Source organism: Chthoniobacter flavus Ellin428 (assembly GCF_000173075.1).
Classification (GTDB): Bacteria; Verrucomicrobiota; Verrucomicrobiia; order Chthoniobacterales; family Chthoniobacteraceae; genus Chthoniobacter; species Chthoniobacter flavus.
Genome location: NZ_ABVL01000008.1, coordinates 46,222 through 68,250 on the forward strand (window position 1 = coordinate 46,222; position 22,029 = coordinate 68,250).

At 59.7% G+C, this 22,029-nt stretch carries 15 protein-coding genes and 1 tRNA gene; 6 read left to right on the plus strand and 10 right to left on the minus strand.

What is annotated here, in order from left to right; genetic code table 11:
* Positions 1 to 6: 6 nt before the first annotated feature.
* Both CFE428DRAFT_RS14510 and CFE428DRAFT_RS14515 read left to right on the plus strand, forming a co-directional pair.
* Entirely contained in the window at positions 7 to 2,940 is a 2,934-nt protein-coding gene (locus CFE428DRAFT_RS14510; RefSeq protein ID WP_006980318.1) for a hybrid sensor histidine kinase/response regulator, read from the plus strand.
* Entirely contained in the window at positions 2,937 to 3,548 is a 612-nt protein-coding gene (locus CFE428DRAFT_RS14515) for a response regulator (protein ID WP_006980319.1), read from the plus strand. The genes CFE428DRAFT_RS14510 and CFE428DRAFT_RS14515 overlap by 4 nt, the downstream gene beginning before the upstream one ends.
* 127 nt (positions 3,549 to 3,675) lie before the next feature.
* Here CFE428DRAFT_RS14515 and CFE428DRAFT_RS14520 read toward each other — a convergent pair whose 3' ends face one another.
* The 7 genes from CFE428DRAFT_RS14520 to CFE428DRAFT_RS33670 all read right to left on the minus strand — a co-directional run bounded on the left by CFE428DRAFT_RS14520 (position 3,676) and on the right by CFE428DRAFT_RS33670 (position 15,466).
* Entirely contained in the window at positions 3,676 to 4,821 is a 1,146-nt protein-coding gene (locus tag CFE428DRAFT_RS14520) for a nucleotidyltransferase family protein (RefSeq protein WP_006980320.1), read from the minus strand.
* The gene (locus CFE428DRAFT_RS37345; protein ID WP_006980321.1) at positions 4,818 to 5,675 is read right to left on the minus strand and encodes a hypothetical protein; all 858 of its coding nucleotides are present in this window, start codon (positions 5,673 to 5,675) and stop codon (positions 4,818 to 4,820) included. Before CFE428DRAFT_RS37345 ends, CFE428DRAFT_RS14520 begins: the two co-directional genes overlap by 4 nt.
* Before the next feature lie 18 nt (positions 5,676 to 5,693).
* Positions 5,694 to 5,957 (minus strand): PqqD family protein, encoded by a 264-nt coding sequence (locus CFE428DRAFT_RS14530; protein WP_006980322.1) that lies wholly within the window; start codon positions 5,955 to 5,957, stop codon positions 5,694 to 5,696.
* Positions 5,954 to 7,084 (minus strand): tetratricopeptide repeat-containing glycosyltransferase, encoded by a 1,131-nt coding sequence (locus CFE428DRAFT_RS14535; RefSeq protein ID WP_131989580.1) that lies wholly within the window; start codon positions 7,082 to 7,084, stop codon positions 5,954 to 5,956. Before CFE428DRAFT_RS14535 ends, CFE428DRAFT_RS14530 begins: the two co-directional genes overlap by 4 nt.
* Positions 7,085 to 7,130: 46 nt before the next feature.
* A complete protein-coding gene (locus CFE428DRAFT_RS37350; protein WP_006980324.1) occupies positions 7,131 to 7,289 on the minus strand; it encodes a hypothetical protein in 159 nt (52 codons plus the stop codon).
* Between the two features lie 1,164 nt (positions 7,290 to 8,453).
* On the minus strand, positions 8,454 to 14,048 hold the full coding sequence (locus CFE428DRAFT_RS33665; protein WP_006980326.1) for a beta strand repeat-containing protein: 5,595 nt from the start codon (positions 14,046 to 14,048) through the stop codon (positions 8,454 to 8,456).
* Positions 14,045 to 15,466, minus strand: coding sequence for an Immunoglobulin I-set domain protein (locus CFE428DRAFT_RS33670; protein WP_006980327.1), 1,422 nt, complete (start codon positions 15,464 to 15,466; stop codon positions 14,045 to 14,047). The genes CFE428DRAFT_RS33665 and CFE428DRAFT_RS33670 overlap by 4 nt, the downstream gene beginning before the upstream one ends.
* A 650-nt stretch (positions 15,467 to 16,116) precedes the next feature.
* Between CFE428DRAFT_RS33670 and CFE428DRAFT_RS14555 the strand changes: the two genes are divergently transcribed.
* Positions 16,117 to 16,605 (plus strand): hypothetical protein, encoded by a 489-nt coding sequence (locus CFE428DRAFT_RS14555; protein WP_131989577.1) that lies wholly within the window; start codon positions 16,117 to 16,119, stop codon positions 16,603 to 16,605.
* A 148-nt stretch (positions 16,606 to 16,753) separates the two neighbouring features.
* Here the strand turns inward: CFE428DRAFT_RS14555 and CFE428DRAFT_RS14560 are convergent, their stop codons facing one another.
* A complete protein-coding gene (locus CFE428DRAFT_RS14560; RefSeq protein WP_049975644.1) occupies positions 16,754 to 17,437 on the minus strand; it encodes a spermidine synthase in 684 nt (227 codons plus the stop codon).
* A 480-nt stretch (positions 17,438 to 17,917) separates the two neighbouring features.
* A tRNA-Gly gene (locus tag CFE428DRAFT_RS14565) sits at positions 17,918 to 17,993 on the minus strand.
* Positions 17,994 to 18,258: 265 nt separating this feature from the next.
* On the opposite strand from CFE428DRAFT_RS14565, the gene CFE428DRAFT_RS14570 reads away from it, so the two are divergent.
* The 3 genes from CFE428DRAFT_RS14570 to rfbA are packed head-to-tail and all read left to right on the plus strand — an operon-like array spanning position 18,259 to position 21,076.
* The gene (locus tag CFE428DRAFT_RS14570; RefSeq protein WP_006980331.1) at positions 18,259 to 19,137 is read left to right on the plus strand and encodes a sugar nucleotide-binding protein; all 879 of its coding nucleotides are present in this window, start codon (positions 18,259 to 18,261) and stop codon (positions 19,135 to 19,137) included.
* 5 nt (positions 19,138 to 19,142) lie between these two features.
* Positions 19,143 to 20,207 (plus strand): dTDP-glucose 4,6-dehydratase, encoded by a 1,065-nt coding sequence (gene rfbB / locus CFE428DRAFT_RS14575; protein ID WP_006980332.1) that lies wholly within the window; start codon positions 19,143 to 19,145, stop codon positions 20,205 to 20,207.
* On the plus strand, positions 20,204 to 21,076 hold the full coding sequence (gene rfbA / locus CFE428DRAFT_RS14580; RefSeq protein ID WP_006980333.1) for a glucose-1-phosphate thymidylyltransferase RfbA: 873 nt from the start codon (positions 20,204 to 20,206) through the stop codon (positions 21,074 to 21,076). The genes rfbB and rfbA overlap by 4 nt, the downstream gene beginning before the upstream one ends.
* A gap of 458 nt (positions 21,077 to 21,534) precedes the next feature.
* Here rfbA and CFE428DRAFT_RS14585 read toward each other — a convergent pair whose 3' ends face one another.
* The gene (locus CFE428DRAFT_RS14585; protein ID WP_006980334.1) at positions 21,535 to 21,987 is read right to left on the minus strand and encodes a GAF domain-containing protein; all 453 of its coding nucleotides are present in this window, start codon (positions 21,985 to 21,987) and stop codon (positions 21,535 to 21,537) included.
* Positions 21,988 to 22,029: the final 42 nt, after the last annotated feature.

Sequence of the window (22,029 nt, forward strand, 5' to 3'; positions counted from 1 at the left end):
AAATCCATGGCCCCCCTCATCTCTCCTGCGGCGATGACCCTTCCTCTCCATATCGATATGAAAACCAACCACCGCATTCTGATCGTGGACGACAACGAAGCCATTCATGGCGATTTCCGAAAAATTCTCTGCACCGATGAGGCGGAAATGGATTTCGATGCCGAAGAGGCGGCCTTTTTCGGGGAGACAAACAACCTGTCGCGACGCGCCGGGTTTGAGGTGAGTTCCGCGTTGCAGGGGACGCAAGCGCTCGAACTGGTTCAAGCGGCGATTCAAGCTGGCCGACGCTATTCGCTGGTCTTTACGGACATGCGCATGCCACCCGGTTGGGATGGGTTGGAGACCGCGCTGAAGTTGTGGGAAGCGGATCCAGATCTGCAGATCGTGATTTGTACCGCCTATTCGGACAAATCGTGGGAGGAGATGATGGCAAAGATCGGCAACCCCGAACGAGTGCTCGTTCTCAAGAAACCCTTCGACACGATCGAGGTGCTGCAATTGGCCCACGCGCTGACCGAGAAATGGTCGCTTCTCCAATCCTCCAGGAGCAATACGGAGCAACTGGAACAGATCGTCAATGTACGCACACAGGAACTGCAAGCGGCGCATCACGAATTGCAGGCGAGTGAACAACGTTACCGCCAACTGAGCTCTTCGGCCCCGATTGGCATTTTCGAAAGCGACGCCGGCGGTCTCTGCCTTTATGTGAATCCGCATTGGCAAAAGATCGCGGGACTTTCACTGGACGAAGCGATCGGAACGGGATGGCACCAGATCATGCACCCGGAGGACGATGCCCGAGTTCGTCGGGAATGGGAAAATGCCGTGGTTGCTGGACGGCAATTCAATAGCGAGCATCGCTATCGGCGTCCCGATGGCGACGTGCGCTGGATTCACGCCCGCAGTGTCGTCATCCGGTCGGAAACGGGGGAAGTCATCGGCCATGTCGGCACCGTCGAGGACATAACTGAACGCAAGTACGTGGAAGCGCAGTTATCCAAAGCCTGCGATGCGGCGTTGGAGTCTGCGCGGCTCAAGTCGCGTTTCCTCGCCAATATGAGTCATGAAATTCGAACCCCGATGAACGGTGTCATCGGCATGACGAATCTGTTGCTCGATACCTCTCTGAACAACGAACAGCGCGATTTCGCGGAAACGATCCGGGCCAGTGCGGAAGGCCTGCTTACCGTGATTAATGACATTCTCGATTTTTCCAAGATCGAGGCGGGCAAAATGACATTTGAGGACCTCGACTTCAATTTGCATGATGTCGTCGAAAGCACCCTCGAACTGCTGGCCAAACAGGCCCACACCAAGGGAATCGAACTAGCCGGCTTCATCGAGCCCAACGTTCCAACGCGGCTGCGTGGCGACGCTGGCCGTATCCGGCAGGTCCTGACCAATCTCGTCAGCAATGCGATCAAATTCACCCAGACAGGCGAAGTGACCATCCGAACTTCCTGTCTCGATGATCAAGGAAGTCAGTGTCAGCTGCGATTACAAGTCAGCGACACGGGAGTGGGGATTTCACCCGAAGCGCAGAAAAACCTTTTCGAAGCCTTCAATCAAGCGGACGCCTCAACCACTCGACGGTTTGGTGGAACCGGCCTGGGGCTCGCGATCTGCAAGCAACTTGTGGAGAAAATGCATGGATGCATCGGCTTGGAAAGCACTCCGGGCAAAGGCTCGATCTTTTGGTTCACCTTGCTGCTGAGCAAACAGGACGTTCCGCCGGAAATTTCGACTGGAGACCACGGACTGATCAACCAGCGCGTCCTCATCATCGATGACAATGCTCCGCGCGGCCGGATTTTACAGGAGCGCCTCGTCGCATGGAAGATGCGCAGTGAGCTTGTGCACGAGGCGGACACGCTTCGACATTTGCGTGTCGCCGCGCAGGAGCGGGATCCCTACCCGATCACGATCATCGACATGGATCTGCCGAATGCGGATCGCCTGGCCTTGGTTCGAGAGATCAAGTCCGACCCGCAGATTGCCGGCACGCGGGTGATCTTGCTGACGGAATTCGGCCGGCGTTTGGATTTCGCGGAACTAAACACCGCAGGCATTTTCGACTCCCGTTTCAAGCCGGTGCGTCAATCCGCGCTTTTCGACTGCCTGACCAATGCGCTGCTCGAGTCGGCTCCTCGAGTGCGGACGCCCATCTCGATGTCTCCCAATCCCCACTCTTTCCGTCCGGAGCGCATCCTTGTCGCGGAAGACAACGCGGTAAATCAAAGGGTCGCGCTGGGCCAGTTGCGCAAACTAGGGTATCGCGCCGATGTCGCAGGCAATGGTTTTGAAGCTCTACAAGCTCTCAGCCAGATCGCTTACGATATCGTGTTGATGGACTGCCATATGCCGGAGATGGATGGTTACGAAGCCACCCTGGCGATTCGGCAGCGCGAGAAGGGAACACAGCGCGCATGGATCATCGCCATGACGGCCAATGCCATCAGCGGTGATCGCGAACAGTGTCTTGCCGCAGGCATGGACGATTATGTGAGCAAGCCAGTGCGGACCGCTGATTTGGCTGACGCTCTGGAGCGGGCACGAAACCGCGGGAGCGTGCAAGCGGAGGAGAGCGCCATTGATTCCAACGCGATCGCCGAGTTGGAAACTCTGCCGGCCGAAAATGGCGAGAATCTTCTCCTCAATCTCATTCGGCTATTCATCCGCAACGCGCCCCAGGCGATCGGAGAGATGGACGCGGGACTGAATACCGCCGATGGGCGTGCCGTCCGACTGGCAGCGCATCAACTCAAAGGAAGTTGTTCCCAATTCGGCGCGCATCGACTGGAAGCGCTTTGCGCCCAACTGGAAAGGATAGGCCAGACTGGCAGCCTCGAATCCGCGGACGAATTGCTCTCCCAGGCAGAAGGCGAACTTCAGCGGGTGATCAGTGCTCTCGAATCCAAACTCCATTTGGCCCATATATGAAAATCCTCATCGCCGAAGACGACCCCATCGCAGCAAAAGTCCTGTGCCTGACGCTGCAAAATCTAGGTCACGAGGTTGTTGTTGCCACGAACGGCGCGGAAGCTTGGGAGACGTTCGACGCGGAACCGATTCGCGTAGTCGTGAGTGATTGGATGATGCCGGGCATGGATGGACTCGAACTGTGCGGCCGTATTCGTAACCGCGCCCAAACACCTTATACTTACTTCATCCTCCTCACGGCCGCGCAGACCGGCAACGAAGACTACCTGCAGGCAATGGATGCTGGAGTGGACGATTTTCTTACGAAACCGTTCGATCGAGATATCATCCGCACCCGGCTTTATGTCGCTCATCGAATTCTGCGCTATACGACGGAAATCCGGCAGCTTAAAGACATTATCCCGATCTGTTCCTATTGCCACAAGGTGAGAAGCGATGAACAGTATTGGGAACGTGTTGAGACCTACATCGGCGCTCGCACCGGCAGCCGATTTAGCCACGGAGCTTGTCCTGAATGCTTCGATATCCAGATGGAGGAAATCAATAAATTCGCGGAAAGCTACCGAGCGGATCTGGAAGCACCACCAGTTCGTCCCGCTGCGCAGTAAACGGGTCCCATTCTCTGCTTCGTGACTGTCCTGGATCGGCTCCATCTCCAGCAGTTACCAACGTTGCCGAAGGCACCGGGGCTCCGATGGTGACCCGGTTCTCGCGCGACAGGTTACCAGGGTCCGATCAACGCTTTGCTCTGGACAGTACCTTCCTCAGAAAGGTCCAGGGAAGAGCGAAGATGGAAGTCACGCGCCAGTAAGTCTTGAGGTGCTGCAGAAAACCTCTGAGACCGGGCGGCACCTCCTCCAAGGCGCGAGCGCGCGTCCAATCGGAAAGATATAAATCCCAAGCCATACGCAGGGAGGTGGATTCGTATGGACGAGTCAGTTGCTCGTAGGCACGCCGTTGCCTTCCACTTACGGGGTGTCGGGCCAGTTCCCGGCGAATCTCTGCCGGGATTTCGCCCGGCAGAATCTCGTCATAAACGGCCATGGCATCCGCGACGAGCAACGTCACTCCGCGGCGAGCGGCCTCGGCGGCGACGTGCGGCCAATCCGGCGTGTGTCGCCGCAGAAGAAGATGAGTATCCAGGATCCAGCGAATGGCCGGCACTCTTTCCCAGGAAAGCCCATGCACCAGTCCATGCACCAGCATGTGTTCCGGCGATAAAGTGAGCGCGGGCCGATCGCGGAGAAGAATGGTTCTGCGCGAGGCCCAAACCGGCTCCTCATCGACCGGTTCATTCGGCCGGCAAAGAAGACGCCAATGAATATCGCAACTCAGTCCGGAGAGATGCGTCAACTCTTCCGAATGGCGCCACCGGCGCGCGGATACCGAGAACGCCTCCGGGCGGGCCGGCTTCCAGCCGGATTCAGCGAGTGCGGCAACGGCGGGTTCGACGTGCTCATCGCGAAGCATGATATCGAAGTCCTCCATGTAGCGGCCGCCGATATCCTGGTAGGCCTCGGCGAGCAAAGGCAGACCTTTGAGCAGGAGGACGGGGATCTGATGATGCTCCAGTGTTGCCAGGACGGCCAGCGCGCTGCCAGTGAGCCGCTGGTTTGTTATCCAGGCAAAGCGATAGATGCTTTCCAAGACGGCCGCATCTTCCGCAGAAACCCCTAACTCATCGCGTCGAAGGTAAATCCAGGGCAATAACCGGACGGATGCGGCGCCGGAAGAGGCCGGCTCGTTTTCAGCGCGCCATCGCTTCCAAAAATCGCGAGCGACATTCGCTGAAGCACAGGCCGCTTTGAGCAGCAGTGTCTGAGCGGGATTGGGACGGCAACCCGGCGCATCGCAGAGTTTATGTTCCGGGCCGGCGTTCAAAATTGATTCACCAGGTTTTCGAGATGTTCTGCCGCACCGTCCGGCGTGCGATAGCGCAGGGCGAAAGCCGGGACGGTGCGTCCGATTTCCGCCAGCCAGGCAAGCGTGACGGGGTCGCAGGCACGGAGTTCGGGAGCGAGGGATTGCACCAGTCCCAAGCCGGACAAAGCAGTGGACGCCGGGGTTGGTGCGCCGGCGTCGTAGGCCGGCACGACGATGGCCGCAACGATTCCGGACGACGCGAAGGAGCCGCAGCGGAGAGCGTCAGGATTCAGGAAGCGAATGCACTTTCGGGAATCGTTCACCATGATCTCGCGATTCCCGGGCAAATCCGATGTTTGAGGAAAGCAGGAAAACGAGCGTTGCTTGAGATTGAAATTCCGGCGGAAACCTTCGGCCATACGCGAATCCTTTTGGCGGAAGCAGAGCAGTTCGTCCGAAAGCCAGTTCCATCCTCTGAGGATGCAGGCGAGCACGAGGGAGGTCTTGCCGGCTCCGGATGCTCCGCAGATGACGAGCGCGCGGCCTTTGGCGTCGACCACCCCCCCCGCGTGGAGAAGCGGAACGGTGGTGAGGCGTTCGCGGACGAGATCATCGAGGAGGCTGTCACTTTGAAGATATAAATCCTCCGCCTGAGACCATTCGGCCTCCCACGGCTGGCCCTTCAGCAGGATCCGCCATCGGCCACGGGAAGCGCGCTGCCACACGAGGTGCGCCGATGTTTCGGCGCTGCACTCCGATATGTCGACGAGTGCGGAGGAATGCAGGGTGACGGCAAGACATTCCAATTCCCTCGAGTCGAGCCGCAGGGTTACCTCGAAGCCCAGCTTGCTGTACCGGAGCAGGAGACTCATCGCAATGGCGGGCGCTTGCTAGATGACGCCTTCGTCCTGCAGACGTTTCAAAACGCTTTCTGCTTCTTCAGGACTAATCTGGAACTCACCTTCGATCGCGCGGCAAATCTCGGCAACCGTCGTCTCGCCATCGCAATGGGTGAGGACCGCCTCCGCCGTGGCATTCAAAGTAATCATCTTTCCCGTGCTCTCCTCGTAGAGGATACAGCCGTCGGGAATCGGTTCCCAAGCAAAGCTGCCTCGTACCGAGGGGACATAGGCCGCGAAGTTCGGATCGGTCATTCGGGCATTATGCGCGTGGCGACAAAACGCCGCAACTCATGCTCCGGATTTCCGGGTTCGAGCCGGCTACAACGTTGAAAGGATTCTGCGGCCTCTTGATACTCGTGAAGGCCCATATGGCATTGGCCGACGATTCGCCAGAGACCGACTCCCAGGTATTCTTCGCGAATGGGAACCTCGAAGGTATCGGGATTGGGTGACTGCGCGAACCGTTGTAACCACTGGATGGCAGCGGCAAAATTGCCGGAGGCAAATTCCTGGAGGCCGCGGTGTAACTGATACACCGCCGATGAACCAAGGATTTGCTCGAGTTTGCGGGTCCAGGCGATGGCGGTCGCCGCATCTTTCCGCTCCGATAAGATCCAGAGAAGATTGATCAAAGCCTGGAGCGAAGCGGCCGGGGGAAGCGAGGTATGCACCTGGATCGAGGCAAGCTCACCGAGCAGGTTTTCGAGGAAAACGCAGGCCTCCGCGGATCGATTGTCGTGGGCCAAAGCCAGGCCGAGGTCGGCGCCGATCTGGAATCTTCGCTCCACGGCAGAGGGACCGGTGCGTTTCCACTCCGCCTCGAGCAGGGGCAGATTCCTGGCGACCTTGCCAGGCAACGCCTGCGACACATACCCGGTATGGATGAGTTGAATGTCCGTATCCTGCAGAGGCAAACCTGCCCGGCGACATTCGTTCAGCCAAGTGGACAAGGATTCGTGAATGGCGCCCTCGAAATGCGCCCCCCGTCTGTTCCGCAGAATCTTCCATGCACGGACCGAGGTATAGCCAGACTGGACAGCGTAGCGCACGGTCGCCGCGCAGGCGTTCGCCTCCAGATGGCGGCGAAGCCTGGCTGCTTCACCTGGAGGAAAGAGATCATCTGCGTCGAGGGTGATAATCCAGTCCTCGGCGACTTCTGCGATACTGGCATTCCGGGCATGGGCGAAATCGTTGCCCCAGGGAAACGAGCGGATAACCGCGTTATGCGACTTCGCGACTGCGATGGAATCGTCGATGGAGCCGGTGTCCGTGACATAGATCGAGTCGACCTGACCATCCAGGCTTTGGAGACACGCATCCAAAAACGCCGCCTCGTTGCGGACCATGAGGCAGGCAGCAATGGTCGGTGTGATGGACAACGGTTGCCGGCAGTTTCAGGAGGAGGTGTCCTCGATGGGTTTCGAATCAGATCGGCTCCTGCCGGCCGGCAGAAGATTGACCGAAGAGCGGGGGCGTGGATTTCGCAATCAGGTATACCGTGACCGCCGGGATGAGGCGTCCCACGATCGAGCGTCTCAGGAAAGCGCGCCGGTTCAGGAGGGTCTCTTTATTCAGTTTTTTCATGCGCGAGTTTCGCTCTTCAGTTACTTCGCCAGCGTGACGCCGCGTGGTTGTTCGAAGAAGCCATCGATGGATATTGGGGTTGCGATTCCTGTGCCTTTGTCGACCCGGAATAACCGGCGAGTCGTTGAGACCGATTTACCATCGGTGACGAGATAGTTCCCATCGGCTTCGATGGTCACATGCGTCGGCTGGACGAACTGCGGATCGGATGAGATGACGGTTTGTTGACCGCCCGGCAGGCTAATGGAGATGAGCTTCCTGGCATAAGCGTCCGCGACGACGAGGCTGTTTCCGTCGCTTTGCACCGCCATCCCGACCGGGAATTGCAGCAGTCCGCCGCTGGAGACGACGGTCTGTGCACCCGTGACCGGATTCACCTTGATGATCTTCTTCGGCGTGCCCACGTCGGAGACATAGATATCGCCATTGGGAGCGAGGGTCAGCCCCTGGAGGTAGTAGAAATTGCCCGCGGTGGAGAGGGTGGTTCTGGTGCCGGTCGTGGAGTCGACCCGGAAGACTGCGCCAGCGAAGTTATAGGCATCGGCGTCCGCGACAATCCAGCTTCCACTGCTCTCCACTTTTACTCCGAGCGGGGTGACGAATGGTGCGCCCGCGGCAACCAGCCTCTGAGCTCCAGTCTGGCGGTCGATCGCGTAGATACCGCCCGCGGGATTGATCTGCTGGGTGGTCAAGTCGTGCTGATAGTCAGCGATGACCAGATTTCCCGCGGCATCGGTGGTCATCTCGTAAGGATCCTTGATCGTCGTCGTGATGATCTGCTGAACGAGCCCTTGCTTCGTGATGAGCAGGATCGTCCCGGTGCTGTTGTACGGTCCACGGTCGGCGACGAGGAAGTCGCCGTCTTCGACCAAGATCTTCATCACGTAGATCGTGAACACCTTCTCGAAAAATCCACCGCTGGAATCGGAGACCCGCACGCGGATGCTGTAAGTGGGTTGCACGGTGATGTCGGGCGTCGAATTCAACTGGAGCACGTTGCCGACGATGGTGAACTGCCCGTTGTCCGTGCTTCCGGCGCCAGGAACGAGTTGGAAGGTATTGGCATTTCCAAGGTCCGGATTGGCGACCAGTGTGCCGGCGTTCACCGGGCCCGGTGCCCCGTCGCGAACGCGGCCGCCGATCAACGACAGGTCGATCGGATGATTATCGAGCGTGCCGGTGCCCTGGACGACGAACGTGTAGGGATTGGTGGAAGTCGTGTTGTTGGCGATGGAGATGGTGGCAGTGCGCAGGCCTGTCGCGGTCGGCTGGAAGGTAACCGTGAAGCTCGTCGAAGTGCCCGCGGCGACGGAGGATGCCGCAGGCTGGCCCGACGATGAAATCACCGGCATTAGCCCCGGAGACCACTACTGCCGGGGTACCGGTCAACTGCACCGTGCTCGTGCCGTAACTCTCGATGAGGAAGGTGTTCTGGATTGCATTCACACTCGCGATGGCGCGTCCGAAATCGGTGGCATCGAGCACGCTGGGAGTGCTGTCCCCGTTTAGAATGGAGACGCCACTGCCTCGGAGATTCATCTTCGCCGCCGGGTCGGCTCCCGAATTCACCGTGAAGGTCTGATCCACGTCGGGTGCGGCGTTGTAGGAGGTGTTTCCCGGCTGCGAAGCCTTCACATCGACTGTGCCCGACCCGGTGAGCGTAATTGTATTGCCCAAGATGGTGGCCGGCCCGGAGACGATCGTGAACGTGACCCCCAGACCCGAGCTGGCCGTCGCGCTGACCGTGAAGGGCGCATCGCCGACGTTGTGATTGGGAATCGGTCCGAAAGTGATAGTTTGGTTCGCTTTCGCCACCGTGAACGTCTGATCGACGTCCGGTGCGGCGTTGTAGGAGGTGTTTCCCGGCTGCGAAGCGCGAACGTCCACGACGCCGGCGCCGGTGATCGTTACCGTATTTCCGGAGATGGTCGCCGGACCGGATACGATACTGTAGGTCACGCCGAGGCCCGAGCTAGCCGTGGCATTCACCGTGAATGGGGCATCGCCGTAGGTGTGGTTTGCCAACGCGCCGAAAGTGATCGTTTGGTTCGCTTTCGCCACCGTGAACGTCTGGTCGACATCCGGGGCGGCGTTGTAGGAGGTATTTCCCGGCTGCGAAGCGCGGACGTCCACGACGCCGGCGCCGGTGATCGTCACCGTATTTCCGGAAATGGTCGCCGGGCCGGAGACGATGCTGTAGGTCACGGCAAGGCCGGAGCTAGCCGTGGCACTGACCGTGAATGGGGCATCGCCATAGGTGTGGTTGGCCAAGGCGCCGAAAGTGATGGTCTGATCCGCTTTCGCAACCGTGAACGTCTGGTCGACGTCCGGCGCGGCGTTATAAAAGGTATTTCCCGGCTGTGAAGCGCGGACGTCCACGACGCCGGCGCCGGTAATCGTGACCGTATTTCCGGAGATGGTCGCCGGGCCGGAGGCGATGCTGAAGGTCACGCCGAGGCCCGAGCTAGCCGTGGCACCGACCGTGAATGGGGTATCGCCGTAGGTGTGGTTGGCCAATGCGCCGAAAGTAATGGCCTGGTTTGCTTTCGAAACCGTGAAGGTCTGATCGACGTCCGGTGCGGCGTTGTAAAAGGTATTTCCCGGCTGCGAAGCGCGGACGTCCACAACACCGGGACCGGTGATCGTCACCGTGTTTCCGGAGATGGTCGCCGGGCCGGAGGCGATGCTGAAGGTCACACCGAGGCCCGAGCTAGCCGTGGCACCGACCGTGAATGGGGCATCGCCGTAGGTATGATTGGCCAGTGCGCCGAAAGTAATGGCCTGGTTTGCTTTCGAAACCGTGAAGGTCTGGTCGACGTCCGGTGCGGCGTTATAGGAGCCATTGCCCGGTTGCGAAGCGCGGACGTCCACGACACCCGGACCGGTGATCGTCACCGTATTTCCGGAGATGGTGGCCGGACCGGAAACGACGCTGAATGTGACCGCCAGCCCCGAGCTTGCCGTGGCACTGACGGCAAATGGTGCGTCACCATAAACATGATTGGCGAGCGCCGGAAAATTGATGGTCTGATCGGCCTTCGTGACCGTCACCGTCTGAACGCCGCCGTTCAGACTGGTCGTCGTGTCCAGCGCGTTTCCAGCCGGGTCCAGAATCTGTGCTCCCGAGGGGATCTGCAGGATGATCGTGCCGAGCGAAGCCGGCGTCACCTGAACGGCAAACACGCCGCTGGAGGTCTGCGTGATCGTGCCAAAATTGATCGAAGCGGTGCCGGTATTTGAGAAGTCCGCAGCCGTGACCGTGGCACCATCGATCTGCTTGCTGAAGGTTACCGTGTAAGTGAGTAACTGCCCGACCGTTGCCAGGTTTCCCGGATCATTGTCATTGATGCTGGTCAATGTCGGTGGTGTGGCATCACCGGTGACGTTGGAGATCGTCGCCGCAGCGAAGGATGCGGCGTCATTGCCCGCTACGTCCTGGACAGCGGCGACGTCGTCACCCGCTGTCGGATCGGTGTAGGCGACGGTCACGGACTGGCCGGTCAGCGCCGGGCTCGAGAGGGTCAGGATTACTCGATTCCCCGCCGGGTCGACGACGAGACCGGAGATGCTGCGCCCGACTCCCGCGACGGTGACGGTGAATGCGCTGGTGAGCGGCACGTTGATGGAATCGAGCGAGTGTGCGTCGGTATAGTTCAGCGTGACCGTGGATCCATTGACCGTTCCGCTGGCAAACACCGGCGCCGTGGTGTCGATGATGATATCGTTGTTCGCGCTCAGCGACCCCGCCGCGCCCGGAACCGGAAGGGTGAGAATCGAGTTATTGCCCGCGGCGTCTTTGATCGTGCCGCCATTCAAAGCGAGAGCCGAGGAGGAGATATACGCTAGGTCTGGCGAAGTATCGCCCGGCTGCACGGTGTAGTTGAAGATGAGAGCGTTCTGGCCGCTTCCGCTCGAGTAACTGATGACTTCATTGACCGATCCGGTGGACAACGTCAGCGTCGGTGTGCCCGTGACAATGACGGGCTCAGTGAATTGAACCTGGATCGGGATGACAACGCCCGCGTCAAACTGCCCGTTCAGGACAGCACCCGTTCCGTCGTAGGCGGTGACCCCGATGATCTGGGGAGGAGTGGTGTCTGGTGTCGCATTGATATTGCCGGTCGAGAAACTGGCCGCGTCATTTCCGGCAGGGTCCTGGATCGCGAATCCGTCGTCCCCGACCGGATCCGTGTAGGTGACCGCGACCGTCTGGCCGTTCGCGGCCGCCGTGGCCAGCGTAAGCGTCACCGTCCTGGCAACAGCGTCGACTGCGACCTGGGTGATTCCAACACTGGTGCCATTGATCGTCGCCGAAAACATCGATGCCGGGGGCGGGTTGATCGCGTCGAGGCCGTTCGTATCGGTGAACGACAGGACCACCGTACTGCCGGAGGCAGTGCCCGAAACGTAGACCGGCGCAATCGTGTCGATGACCAGATTCTTGTTCGCCCCCAGCGAGCCTGCTGTGCCTGGAGAAGGAAGGGTCAGCACGGCGCTGTTGCCGGCTCCGTCCTTGATCGTTCCGCCGTTGAGCGTGAGCGCACCTGTGCCTGTATAATCCAGGTCTGATGCGGTATCACCCGCCTGCACCGTGTAAGAGAAGGTGAGCGTGTCGCCGCCGGCCCCCGAGACGTAGTTGATCGTGCGAGGAGCAGGAGTGGTGGCGAGGACGAGTTGCGGCGTCCCCGTAACCAATACCGGCTCGCTGAATTGAATTTGAATCGGGATCGTCGTCCCCGCTTCGTATTGGCCATCGAGCGTGGTCGAGGTGATATTCAGGACGGTCGGCGGTGTGGTATCCGCCGGGTTGGGGACCGTGACGGTGATGGTCTGCGTCGCGTAACTATTGACGTCCTTGATGGCGCCTCCGGGGCTTACGAGATCATTCACCTTCACCTGGACCGTGTAAGTCCCTGGACTCGGTGTGGAAGTAAATGAAAGGGCTCCGGTGGAAGGATTGATGGTAAAGGAACCCGCGTTGGCGCCGCCTGAGATGGAGTATCCGAGCGGATCGTTATCCGCATCCGTCGCGGTGACCGTGGTGACGAGCGTTCCGGAAGGAACGATCACCTGGGCAGTGGGGCCTCCGCCGTTGCTGGTGATTTGCGGGAATGAATTCGAGAAACTGAGGAAGGGGGAGAAGGCGCCTTGATTGATAAAGGTCACGCTGGACTTCACTCCACCGTTGTATCCGTTCAAGTCGCTGTTCAGGGAATTCGACTGGGTCGAACTCGCGAGGATATAGCGCAGGGGAGTGTTCTTGGTAACCGACAACCCCTTGGCCGCGAGGGCCTCTTTGAGGCTATCCGTGGCCGATGAGGAGTTGTTGAACGGAATCTTGAAGCTGAGGAAGTGATCGTTGATGTTGAGCGGCAACGGCGAGGTTCCAAGGGCCGCATCATTGAGGTTTACATCCGTGACCGTAGGGTCATTGACCGGCGTCACCGGGCTAAAGTCGACGAATGTGGGATTGGTGGCGAAACTCACCACGGGCAGTTCGCCGGTGATCGTGGTGGTGCTGGGCGACACGTTCAGGCCCGATCCGGGACTCCAAACGGAGATTCGCTGCTCCCCCGTGGTCCGTTTCGTGATGCTGATGAAGAAGTCAATCTTGCCGTCGCCATTCACATCGACCCCGAGGAAAATATAGCCCGAAGTAAATACCGAACTGCTGGAACTTTTCGATCCGCCGACGCGGACACGGAAGTACAGGAAGTCGTCCGTATCCGAGCCCGTGCCGTTGTCGTCATAGTAAGTGTAGAGGACCGGATGACCTGCATTTCCGACGAGATCCAGGTCGGCCGCATTCGCCTGCGTGTCATTGACAAAGTCCGAGGAAGGACCGTACAGGACCGTCTTCCACACGGAGGTAGGGGCGGTCAGCGACATGCTGACGGTGAACGGATTCGAAGTGGCGCTGGTGAGGCCGGCGCTGGAAGCCACCAAGGTTTTGTTGGCCCCTGAAGTCGAAGGCTTCAACGCGTTGAACGTCGCGAGGCCCCCGACGGCGGCAACGGACAGTGTGCTTCCGACAAAGGAAGTATTCGAGCTACTGATCGTCACCGTGCTCGTATTGCTGGTCACCAGATTTCCGAATTGATCCTGGACCTGCACCGTGACGGCCGGGCTGATGGCGCTTCCCACGCCCGTGCTGCCCGGCTGCGTTCCAAAGGCCAGCTTTTGCGGAGCACCGGCGGTTTCCGTGAGAGCGCCAAAGGTGGCAGGCGCCCCGTTTTTGAACGTGGCGGTTCCCGAGACCGTGATGTTGCCGGGATTGGTGGCCGGGAAGGCCGTGTTCGTGGGCCGAACGCGCAGATTCGAAAGGGCAATCTGGGAGATCGATTGGGTGGCACCGCCGGCTGCATCGAGGGCGGTGACATTCAGCGTGACCGCGGTGGAGGTAATCGTGGTCGTGCCCAGAGTGAGCAGCGACTGAGTGCCGCCGTCGAGTCGGTTTACGGCCACCGTAGGAGTCGTGCTGGCGTCAAACTCCCACCCGAGGGGAGCGCTGAGGATGATCGTGCCGATGGCTGAAATGTCCCGGTTCGCGGCCTCCTGGAAGACTGGGCCGGCCAGGGTCGTGTAGACACCGGTGCCGCCAGAACCGGCGGTGTCACAGGAGATCGAGGCAGACGCGAGAGTGGAGACGGTGACGTTGGCGTGCGCCGTGGCCGCAACGACTCCCACGATGCCCAGCACGAGAAGCGTTTGTTTGAGGAGGGAGCCGAGTCTCCGCAGATGGGTCTTGAATTCAGTCATAATCCTGAGCCGTATGAAAATTGGTTCGCTGGAGGGTCCTTATTTTTCTCCGACGCGATAGAAGCGGTGGACGTATTGCGGGGCGGCCGGATCATCGACTTGAATCTGGCCACTTTGGAGGGAGAGAGGCTGGTTGAAAGGCGTCCAGCTTTGCAGATCGGTCGAGACCTGTGCCTGATAGCGCCCGAGATTTGGCGCGGTAATCGGATCGCCGAACTCATCCTGAAGAAGAGCCGCATGGAGCCGCCCGGCAGCATTTGCGGACGGGCCGCCCTGAGGTGGCCGCGAACGACGACCACGGTATTCTGGCTGGTCGTGCTTCCATTCGAGCTCGTGACACGCACGGTGTAGATACCGGCGGTGGACCGGGTCACCTTGTTCAAGATCAAGGTCGAGCCCGTCGCTCCAACGATGTCCTGGCCATTGAGTTGCCACTGGTAAGTGAGCCCGCTGCCCGTGGCACCGACGGAGAGCGTGGTCGAGGAGCCGGCGAGAGAAGTTTGTCCGTGCGGCTGGGTCGTGATCAGCGGGCCGGTGCCATGGAGAGCGAGACTATGATACCCGCCGGCGGCGATCGCGCGAATATCGGAGCCGGTCACGTTCAACTGATTGCTGGAGTTGTCTCCCCAGCCCTGCACGGTCCCATCCGATTTCAGGGCGAGGCTGTGCTGTTCGCCCGCAGCGATGGCGACGACATTGGTCAGCCCGGTTGGGATGGTCGTTTGGCCGGCATCGTTCAAGCCCCACGCAGCGACCGTTCCGTCGGATTTCAAGGCCAGCGTATGATTGGCCCCGACCGAGATGGCCACCACGTTTGCCAGTCCGGTGGGCACGTCGGTTTGCCCCTGATCATCCAGGCCCCACGCGACTACGGTGCCGTCCGACTTCAGTGCCACGCTGAAATCCCGTCCCGCTCCGATGGCGACGACATCCCGAAGATCGGAGGGAGGAGTGGCTCTGCCGTTCCCCGCGTAACCCCACGCGACGACGGAGCCATCCCGCTGCAGCGCCAGGCTATGATAACTGCCAGCCGCGACCGAAACAACGGATTGCAAGTTGGCTGGTATATCGAGGAGACCGTTCGCGGCATAACCCCATCCGGAAATCGTGCCGTCTGCTTTTACGGCGAGGCTGTGATAACTTCCCGCAGAGATCGCAAGGGCGCTGGCGAGATCGGACGGCGGTGTCGAACGCCCTTCACCCGAATTCCCCCAGCCCACGACCGTGCCGTCGGAGTTCAGCGCAAGGTTGAATTCCCTTCCCGCGCTCAATCGGACGCCGGAAGCAAGGGTCGCAGGCGGAGTCGCCTGGTTAAAATTGTTCAGCCCTACGCCGGTAACCGTGCCTCCCATGGAATTTGCCGCGAAGAGCAGGACTCCTCCGCCGATTGCCAGAGCGACAAAAGCGCGGCTGATCATGCGGTGCGCGGATTCTCCTGGATTAATCGGACGCCGTTCGCGCCGCGTGGGCAAAAGGCGGGCACCGCCCGAGAGGGCTCTTATCTCGAGAAGCGGAAACTGATCACTCTGCGTCTGAGTCATGGGTGTAGGCAAGGGCGCTGCACGACGTCACGGGCGGGATGAATCCTCGCGGCGTATTGGACCTGCAGTCTGGGTGGGGTTTGAGATGGTTCCGCCTTGTAACCGTTTACGAATCCTCTTGCAGCGCTACCGCGCCGGTTCGAAATTTCGGGCAATTCGAAAGGCAACTAATCAGTGAATGGTGAACTTGAAATGGGTATAATTACGAAGTATTCTCACTGAAGGCCGCGAATCAAGCATAATTCGAACCTGAAATTGAGATTTTCGGATGTTCCTCACCCACCTGGGAAGAGGCAGTTCCTGAGACCCGCCGTTTTTTTGGGGTGCATCATGGCGCCACTTCGGTTTATTCGCTGCCCTCCAAAGCGATTTTTGCATCCCCCTTTTTCCAAATGTTTACGAGTATGATTCGGGCTGTCGTGTGGTTTTCCCTGGGCGCGCTCCTTGCGGGCATGTGTTTTTTTTATGGAAGACACGGGGCCGAACCGGAGAGCCATCCGCTCACGGTTGAGATTTTGAGAACCGCCTTGAAACGCGAGCCAGTCCGGGTTTCGACTGCAGCGGTGGGAACGAGCGAACGCGGCATCCCCGCAGACGAAGGTGCGGAAAAGGTCCTCCAGATCACGCTGGCCACGCCACCCGCACCGATGGTTTTCCTCTCCGTCCAGGTCGAATATGCGGTGGATGTCGATTCTGCTCCGGGACTGAGCGTCACGACGGATTCCCAGCGCAAAGTGGTCACGGTGAGCCTACCGCCTCCGCGGGTGGTGAATGTTTCCGAGCAGCCTGAATCCCTCACGCTGACCTTTGCGCCAAGCACCGAAGCCGAAATCAATCCGATCAAAAACCAAGCGTTGTCGCTGCTCCAACAACGGGCGGTGAGTGTCCGCTGCCTCGACGCCGCGAAGGCACTCTACGCGGCGCGGATCGACGCAATCGCCGGCGCATTCGGATACACGGCACAGGTGGTCTGGGGAACGGTCGGATCTGGCAGCGAGCGCCGTGGGCCGCTCTGAAAAACGCTCCTCCGTCGCGATTCATTTTGCGATGCGCCCCTTGGAGAACAAGACGCATTGCCGTGCGGTTCCAATGTCCGGTCTCGTACCCCACCGTCCACATCTTCCCGCCAGTGCCTTTTCGCCGGAGCGCGCGTCCCTGCCGCGATCAGTCTTTCAGCACCGCTCCGGCTCGGATCGTTTCGATTTCTGCATTCCTAAAACCGAAAATCTCAGCACCGAGATCATAATTGAGGTGGTGACGGCGACCAATCTCCCCGGCTCTTTTGACTACCTCGTCCCGCGACACGGTCTGCTTGAACGGTAAAGCGACGAACAGTTTGGAGCCGGGTTGTGGCACATCGAAAACGTAGACGTCGTCAAAAGCAGCCCGGTAGGTGGTCAACATGTGCCCGTAGAGAGGATTGGAAGATCGCCCCCAAATATTTGCGACCACGATTCCACAAGAATTCAGCGCGCCGCGAACCCTGTTTAAGAACTCCAGAGTGGCCAAATGTCGCGGTATCGACTCGGCATCAAAGCAGTCCAATATAATGACGTCGTAGCCTGCGCAGACGGAGTCAATGAAGTCTCTGCCGTCTTCCACATACACACGCATCCTCGGGTCCTCCACAAACCCACAATACGCTTTGGCCACATCGACGACATCCTGATCGAGTTCGACGACATCAATCGTGGTCTCCGGGAAATGGCGGTGAAAGAATCGGGGAAGCGACCCTCCACCCAGGCCAACGATCAAAACGCGCAGCGGGTTCTGAACAAAAGCGAGAGCCGCTGGCAGAACCCGGGCGTAAGCCAGCTCGAGATGTCCAGGATCTGTCGCCTTTACCACGCTCTGGGAAACTCCACCTGCGCCAAAGCGAAGAGTGCGTAGGCCAGACTCATTCTCGGTCAGAAGAATGGGCTGAAATGCGGGAATGCCGGGCTACCAATACTTTTTCACCATGGATCACGTCACGGCAGTATCGGGCGGGCGATGACTGGTTGCGAGGCCCAAAACCGCTTCGCTCAAAATCGCCCGCCAGCGCGTTTTTCTCGGCCAGGTGCGGTCACAACACGACGAAAACCGGGTGATTTTTCGCTCCTCTCGACATCGGTGACGTGGGTGGATGTCGGTGAACGCTCGAGCACTGAAAAATGGGCGTTTTTCGGATGTCGAGGATCGCGAATGTCGGCGCGGTTCGGCTCGCAGGCAGGCTTTTAACCTCCATAAACAGAGCTGCATTTCGCGGCGTCATTTATGACTTTTTTTTTGAAAGCGCGTATCCGGGATACGCGCCTTTCAGGCGCAACCCCTTGGAATCAAGGGGTTTGGAGCGGGTGAAGAGACTCGAACTCTCGACATCTTCCTTGGCAAGGAAGTGCTCTACCAACTGAGCTACACCCGCGGTGGAGGACGCGGAAGATAGGAAAGTCTGCGGGGGATGCAAGGGTTTTTTCGCATTTCCTTGCAGAATGGTTTTTGGGCACCCGTTTTTCGGTGGAAAATGGGCACGATTCAACGGCGAATGCACTACTCCAGACCGGTTGGACGCCCCGCAGACAGGGCGGGGTGGACTTTTTCAGGATCATCATCAATCTTGGCGCCCTGCGGTCGCCTTCCCATTCCCTGTTCCGCGGAGCAGCGGGCCCGGCTCCGCGCCTTTCAATTTTATGTCTCAACCTATTTGGATCCTCGGAGCCAGCGGCTACGTCGGCGGCGCTTATCAGCGCCTGCTGGAGTCGCAGGGCGTTCCGTTTCGTGCCCTGCCCCGCACCGACCTCGACTACTATAACGTCGACACGCTCACGGCTGCGCTGAAGGAGGCGAAGCCCGCTTTTCTCGTGAATTGCGCGGGTTACACCGGCAAGCCGAACGTCGATGCCTGCGAACTGCACAAGACCGAGTGTCTGCTGGGCAATGCCATCCTGCCGGGCGTGTTGCGCCAGGCCTGCGAAGCGACTGGCACGCCGTGGGGCCATGTATCCTCAGGTTGCATTTTCACCGGGCGCCGCCCGGATGGCGGCGGTTTGCGCGAGACCGATGCCCCGAACTTCAGCTTCCGCACGAACAACTGCTCCTTCTACAGCGGCAGCAAGGCGCTCGGCGAAGAAGTGCTCGCTGGGGCGGACAATTGCTTCATCTGGCGCCTGCGCATTCCGTTCAACGAAGTCGATTCGCCGCGCAATTACCTCACCAAGCTGATGCGCTACGACCGCCTGCTGGAAGCGGAAAATTCACTCTCGCAGCTCGAAGAATTCGTCCGTGCCACCTGGGAGTGCTGGGAAAAGCGCGTGCCTTTCGGCATCTACAACGTGACCAACCCTGGCGCGGTGACCACGCGGGAAGTCGTCGACCTCATCAAGAAGAGCGGCGTGTCGAACAAAGACTTCCAGTTCTTCAGCAGCGAGTCGGACTTTATGCAAAAAGCCGCGAAAACCCCGCGGTCGAATTGCGTGCTCGATAGCTCGAAGCTCCTGACTTGCAGCATCGTGATGAGCGAAGTGCACGACGCCATCGCCAAGGCGCTCAAGAACTGGAAGGCGGCCTGATCATTATGCGTTTGCTCGTTACCGGCGGCGCCGGCTTCATCGGTTCCAATTTCGTGCTTCAGCAATTGCTGGAGCGCCAGGACGTCGAACGCCTGGTCAATCTCGACAAGCTCACTTACGCGGGGAATCCGGCCAATCTCACGCCGGTGGAGAAAGACACACGGCATGTCTTCGTGCAGGGCGATATCGGGGATAGCGATCTCATCGCGAAGCTGCTCGCGGAGCATGCGATCGATGCGGTGCTGAATTTCGCCGCCGAGTCGCATGTGGATCGCTCGATTGATGGGCCTGAGGCTTTCGTGCAGACGAATGTCGTGGGTACGTTGCGCCTGCTCCAGACGACGCGCGCGTACTGGACCAAGCTTGCGCCGGAGAAGAAGAACGCGTTTCGTTTTCTCCACGTCTCGACGGATGAAGTCTACGGCTCGCTGCGTCCGCAGGATCCGGCTTTCACCGAAGAAACGCCTTTTGCGCCGAACAGCCCCTACGCCGCGAGCAAGGCAGGCAGCGACCATCTCGTGCGCGCGTTTCATCACACCTACGGTCTGCCGGTGCTGACCACCAATTGCTCGAACAACTACGGTCCGCTGCAATTTCCGGAAAAGCTCATCCCGCTGATGATCCAGAATGCACTCGAAGGCCGCGCGCTGCCGATCTACGGCGATGGCATGAATGTGCGCGACTGGCTCTATGTGCGCGATCATTGCACGGCGATTCGCCTCGTGCTCGACCGCGGCCGGGTGGGCGAGACCTACAATGTCGGCGGCTTGAATGAGCAGCCGAATCTTGCGGTGGTAGACACGCTCTGCGCGCTGCTCGATGAGTTGCATCCGCGGACCGATGGGAAGTCTTACACCACGCTGAAGACCTTCGTCGCCGACCGCCCCGGCCATGATCGCCGCTATGCTATCGATTGTGCGAAGATCACGCGCGAGCTCGGCTGGCAACCCGCGGAATCCTTTACCACCGGCCTGCGCAAAACGGTCGAATGGTACCTGGCCAATCGCGAATGGTGCGCGAACATCTCCAGCGGGAAATACCGCCAGGAGCGACTCGGAGTTCTCTCATGAAACGCAAAGGCATCATTCTCGCCGGCGGCTCCGGTACGCGGCTTTATCCCGTCACCCGTGCGGTGAGCAAGCAGCTCATGCCGGTCTACGACAAGCCGATGATCTACTATCCTCTGTCGGTGCTCATGATGGCCGACATCCAGGAGATCCTGATCATCTCCACACCGCACGATCTGCCGCAGTTTCGCCGGCTCTTCGGCGATGGAAAGCAATTCGGCCTCGAGATTTCCTACGCCGAACAGCCCAAGCCCGAAGGTCTCGCCCAGGCGTTCCTCATCGGCGCGGAATTCCTCGGCGACAGTCCCGCGTGCCTCGTCCTCGGCGACAATCTTTTCTACGGCCACGATTTTCAAAAGACCGTCCGCACGGCCTCGCAGCGCATGGATGGCGCAACGATCTTCGGCTATTACGTTTCGAATCCCGAAGCGTATGGCGTGGTGGAATTCGACGCCGCGGGCAAGGCCATCTCGCTCGAGGAAAAGCCGAAGATGCCGAAGTCGAAATACGCCGTGCCGGGGCTTTATTTCTACGATTCACAAGTCGTGGAACTGGCTCGTGGGCTCAAGCCCTCCGCGCGTGGCGAGTTGGAGATCACCGATCTCAACCGCGTGTATCTCGAGCGCCAGCAACTCCACGTCGAAACGCTCGGCCGCGGCCTGGCGTGGCTCGACACCGGCACGCACGATTCACTGCTCGAAGCCGCCGATTTCGTCCGCGCGATCCAAAACCGCCAGGGGCTGAAGATTGCCTGTATCGAGGAGATTTCGCTGCTCAAGGGCTGGATCACGAAGGATCAGCTGCGCACGCTGATTGAGGATCTGGGCAAGACGTCTTACGCGGATTATTTGCGGGCGCTGCTGGGAAGCTGATACGGCGTCCACGCCGCGCCATGAGGCCGCTGCTCCGTCAGCGCTCACTTCAAGTCACTGAATAGCAAAGGCGAGATTGGCAGAGAGCGCGGGGCGCAGATGCGCGAAGCGCTCCAAAAGCAATGTCATCCTGAGCGGAGCCGGGGAAGCATGGGGCGGAGTCGAAAGCCGAGTCTGCGAGACGCCTATGGGGACTGTGGGCAAACCTCCATCGTCCCCGGGTTTTCCGTGCGGAGCTGCTTGCGAGATTCGGGCACCCACGCTTCCCAATTATGGCGCAACGAGCGATAACGGGCGCGTGAATGCCCGCCAAGCCGTATGGCTCCGCTCGAAAACCCGCGAAAGTCAGAGGTCCTTCGACTCCGCCCATGCTTCCCCGCTCCGCTCAGGATGACTGTTTTTGGAGCGCTTCGCTCGTCACCGCACCGCGCTCGCGGAAAGCTAGCGCCGCCCTGCCGCTACTCTTGCGGCAATCGCTCGGCCAATGCACCAGCCACTTGCGTGAGCAGATCGGTCTCCGCTTGCGGCCAGTCGTAGGCGCTCGCTTTGGCAATCCCAATCACCCCACGCAATTTCCCCTGCGCGAGCATTGGGACGGCGAGCGAACCTTCCATCCCCGTGGCCTTCGCCCCCGGTTTCGCCTGGCCGGAATTATCGGTCTGCAGATTACAAATCGTCACTGCCTCCAAGCGTTGCGCGGCGAGGCCGGCGATGCCTTTGCCGATCGGCACGGTCTCGACGATTTGCACCACGGGCGGCGGGATGTTTTTGTGCGCGGCAATTTTCAGCACGCCATCGCGCAGCAGGTGAATAGTGCCAGCCTGGCAGTCAAAATGAATGAGCGCAGCGCCGAGCACGGTGGAGAGATCGCCCGTGGCGACGGCGGACTGGAGATCGGAAGGAAGGGGCATGGGAGAACATCCAACATCCAACGCCCAACATCCAACATCCAA

What these genes read in the sequence shown, in the direction of transcription:
- CFE428DRAFT_RS14585 (WP_006980334.1), bottom strand. Translation starts at nt 21,987, where the DNA reads ATGCCCCTTCCTTCCGATCTCCAGTCCGCCGTCGCCACGGGCGATCTC.
- CFE428DRAFT_RS37345 (WP_006980321.1), bottom strand. Translation starts at nt 5,675, where the DNA reads ATGAGTCTCCTGCTCCGGTACAGCAAGCTGGGCTTCGAGGTAACCCTG.
- CFE428DRAFT_RS33670 (WP_006980327.1), bottom strand. Translation starts at nt 15,466, where the DNA reads ATGATCAGCCGCGCTTTTGTCGCTCTGGCAATCGGCGGAGGAGTCCTG.
- CFE428DRAFT_RS37350 (WP_006980324.1), bottom strand. Translation starts at nt 7,289, where the DNA reads ATGAAAAAACTGAATAAAGAGACCCTCCTGAACCGGCGCGCTTTCCTG.
- rfbA (WP_006980333.1), top strand. Translation starts at nt 20,204, where the DNA reads ATGAAACGCAAAGGCATCATTCTCGCCGGCGGCTCCGGTACGCGGCTT.
- CFE428DRAFT_RS14570 (WP_006980331.1), top strand. Translation starts at nt 18,259, where the DNA reads ATGTCTCAACCTATTTGGATCCTCGGAGCCAGCGGCTACGTCGGCGGC.
- CFE428DRAFT_RS14515 (WP_006980319.1), top strand. Translation starts at nt 2,937, where the DNA reads ATGAAAATCCTCATCGCCGAAGACGACCCCATCGCAGCAAAAGTCCTG.
- rfbB (WP_006980332.1), top strand. Translation starts at nt 19,143, where the DNA reads ATGCGTTTGCTCGTTACCGGCGGCGCCGGCTTCATCGGTTCCAATTTC.
- CFE428DRAFT_RS14510 (WP_006980318.1), top strand. Translation starts at nt 7, where the DNA reads ATGGCCCCCCTCATCTCTCCTGCGGCGATGACCCTTCCTCTCCATATC.
- CFE428DRAFT_RS33665 (WP_006980326.1), bottom strand. Translation starts at nt 14,048, where the DNA reads ATGACTGAATTCAAGACCCATCTGCGGAGACTCGGCTCCCTCCTCAAA.
- CFE428DRAFT_RS14530 (WP_006980322.1), bottom strand. Translation starts at nt 5,957, where the DNA reads ATGACCGATCCGAACTTCGCGGCCTATGTCCCCTCGGTACGAGGCAGC.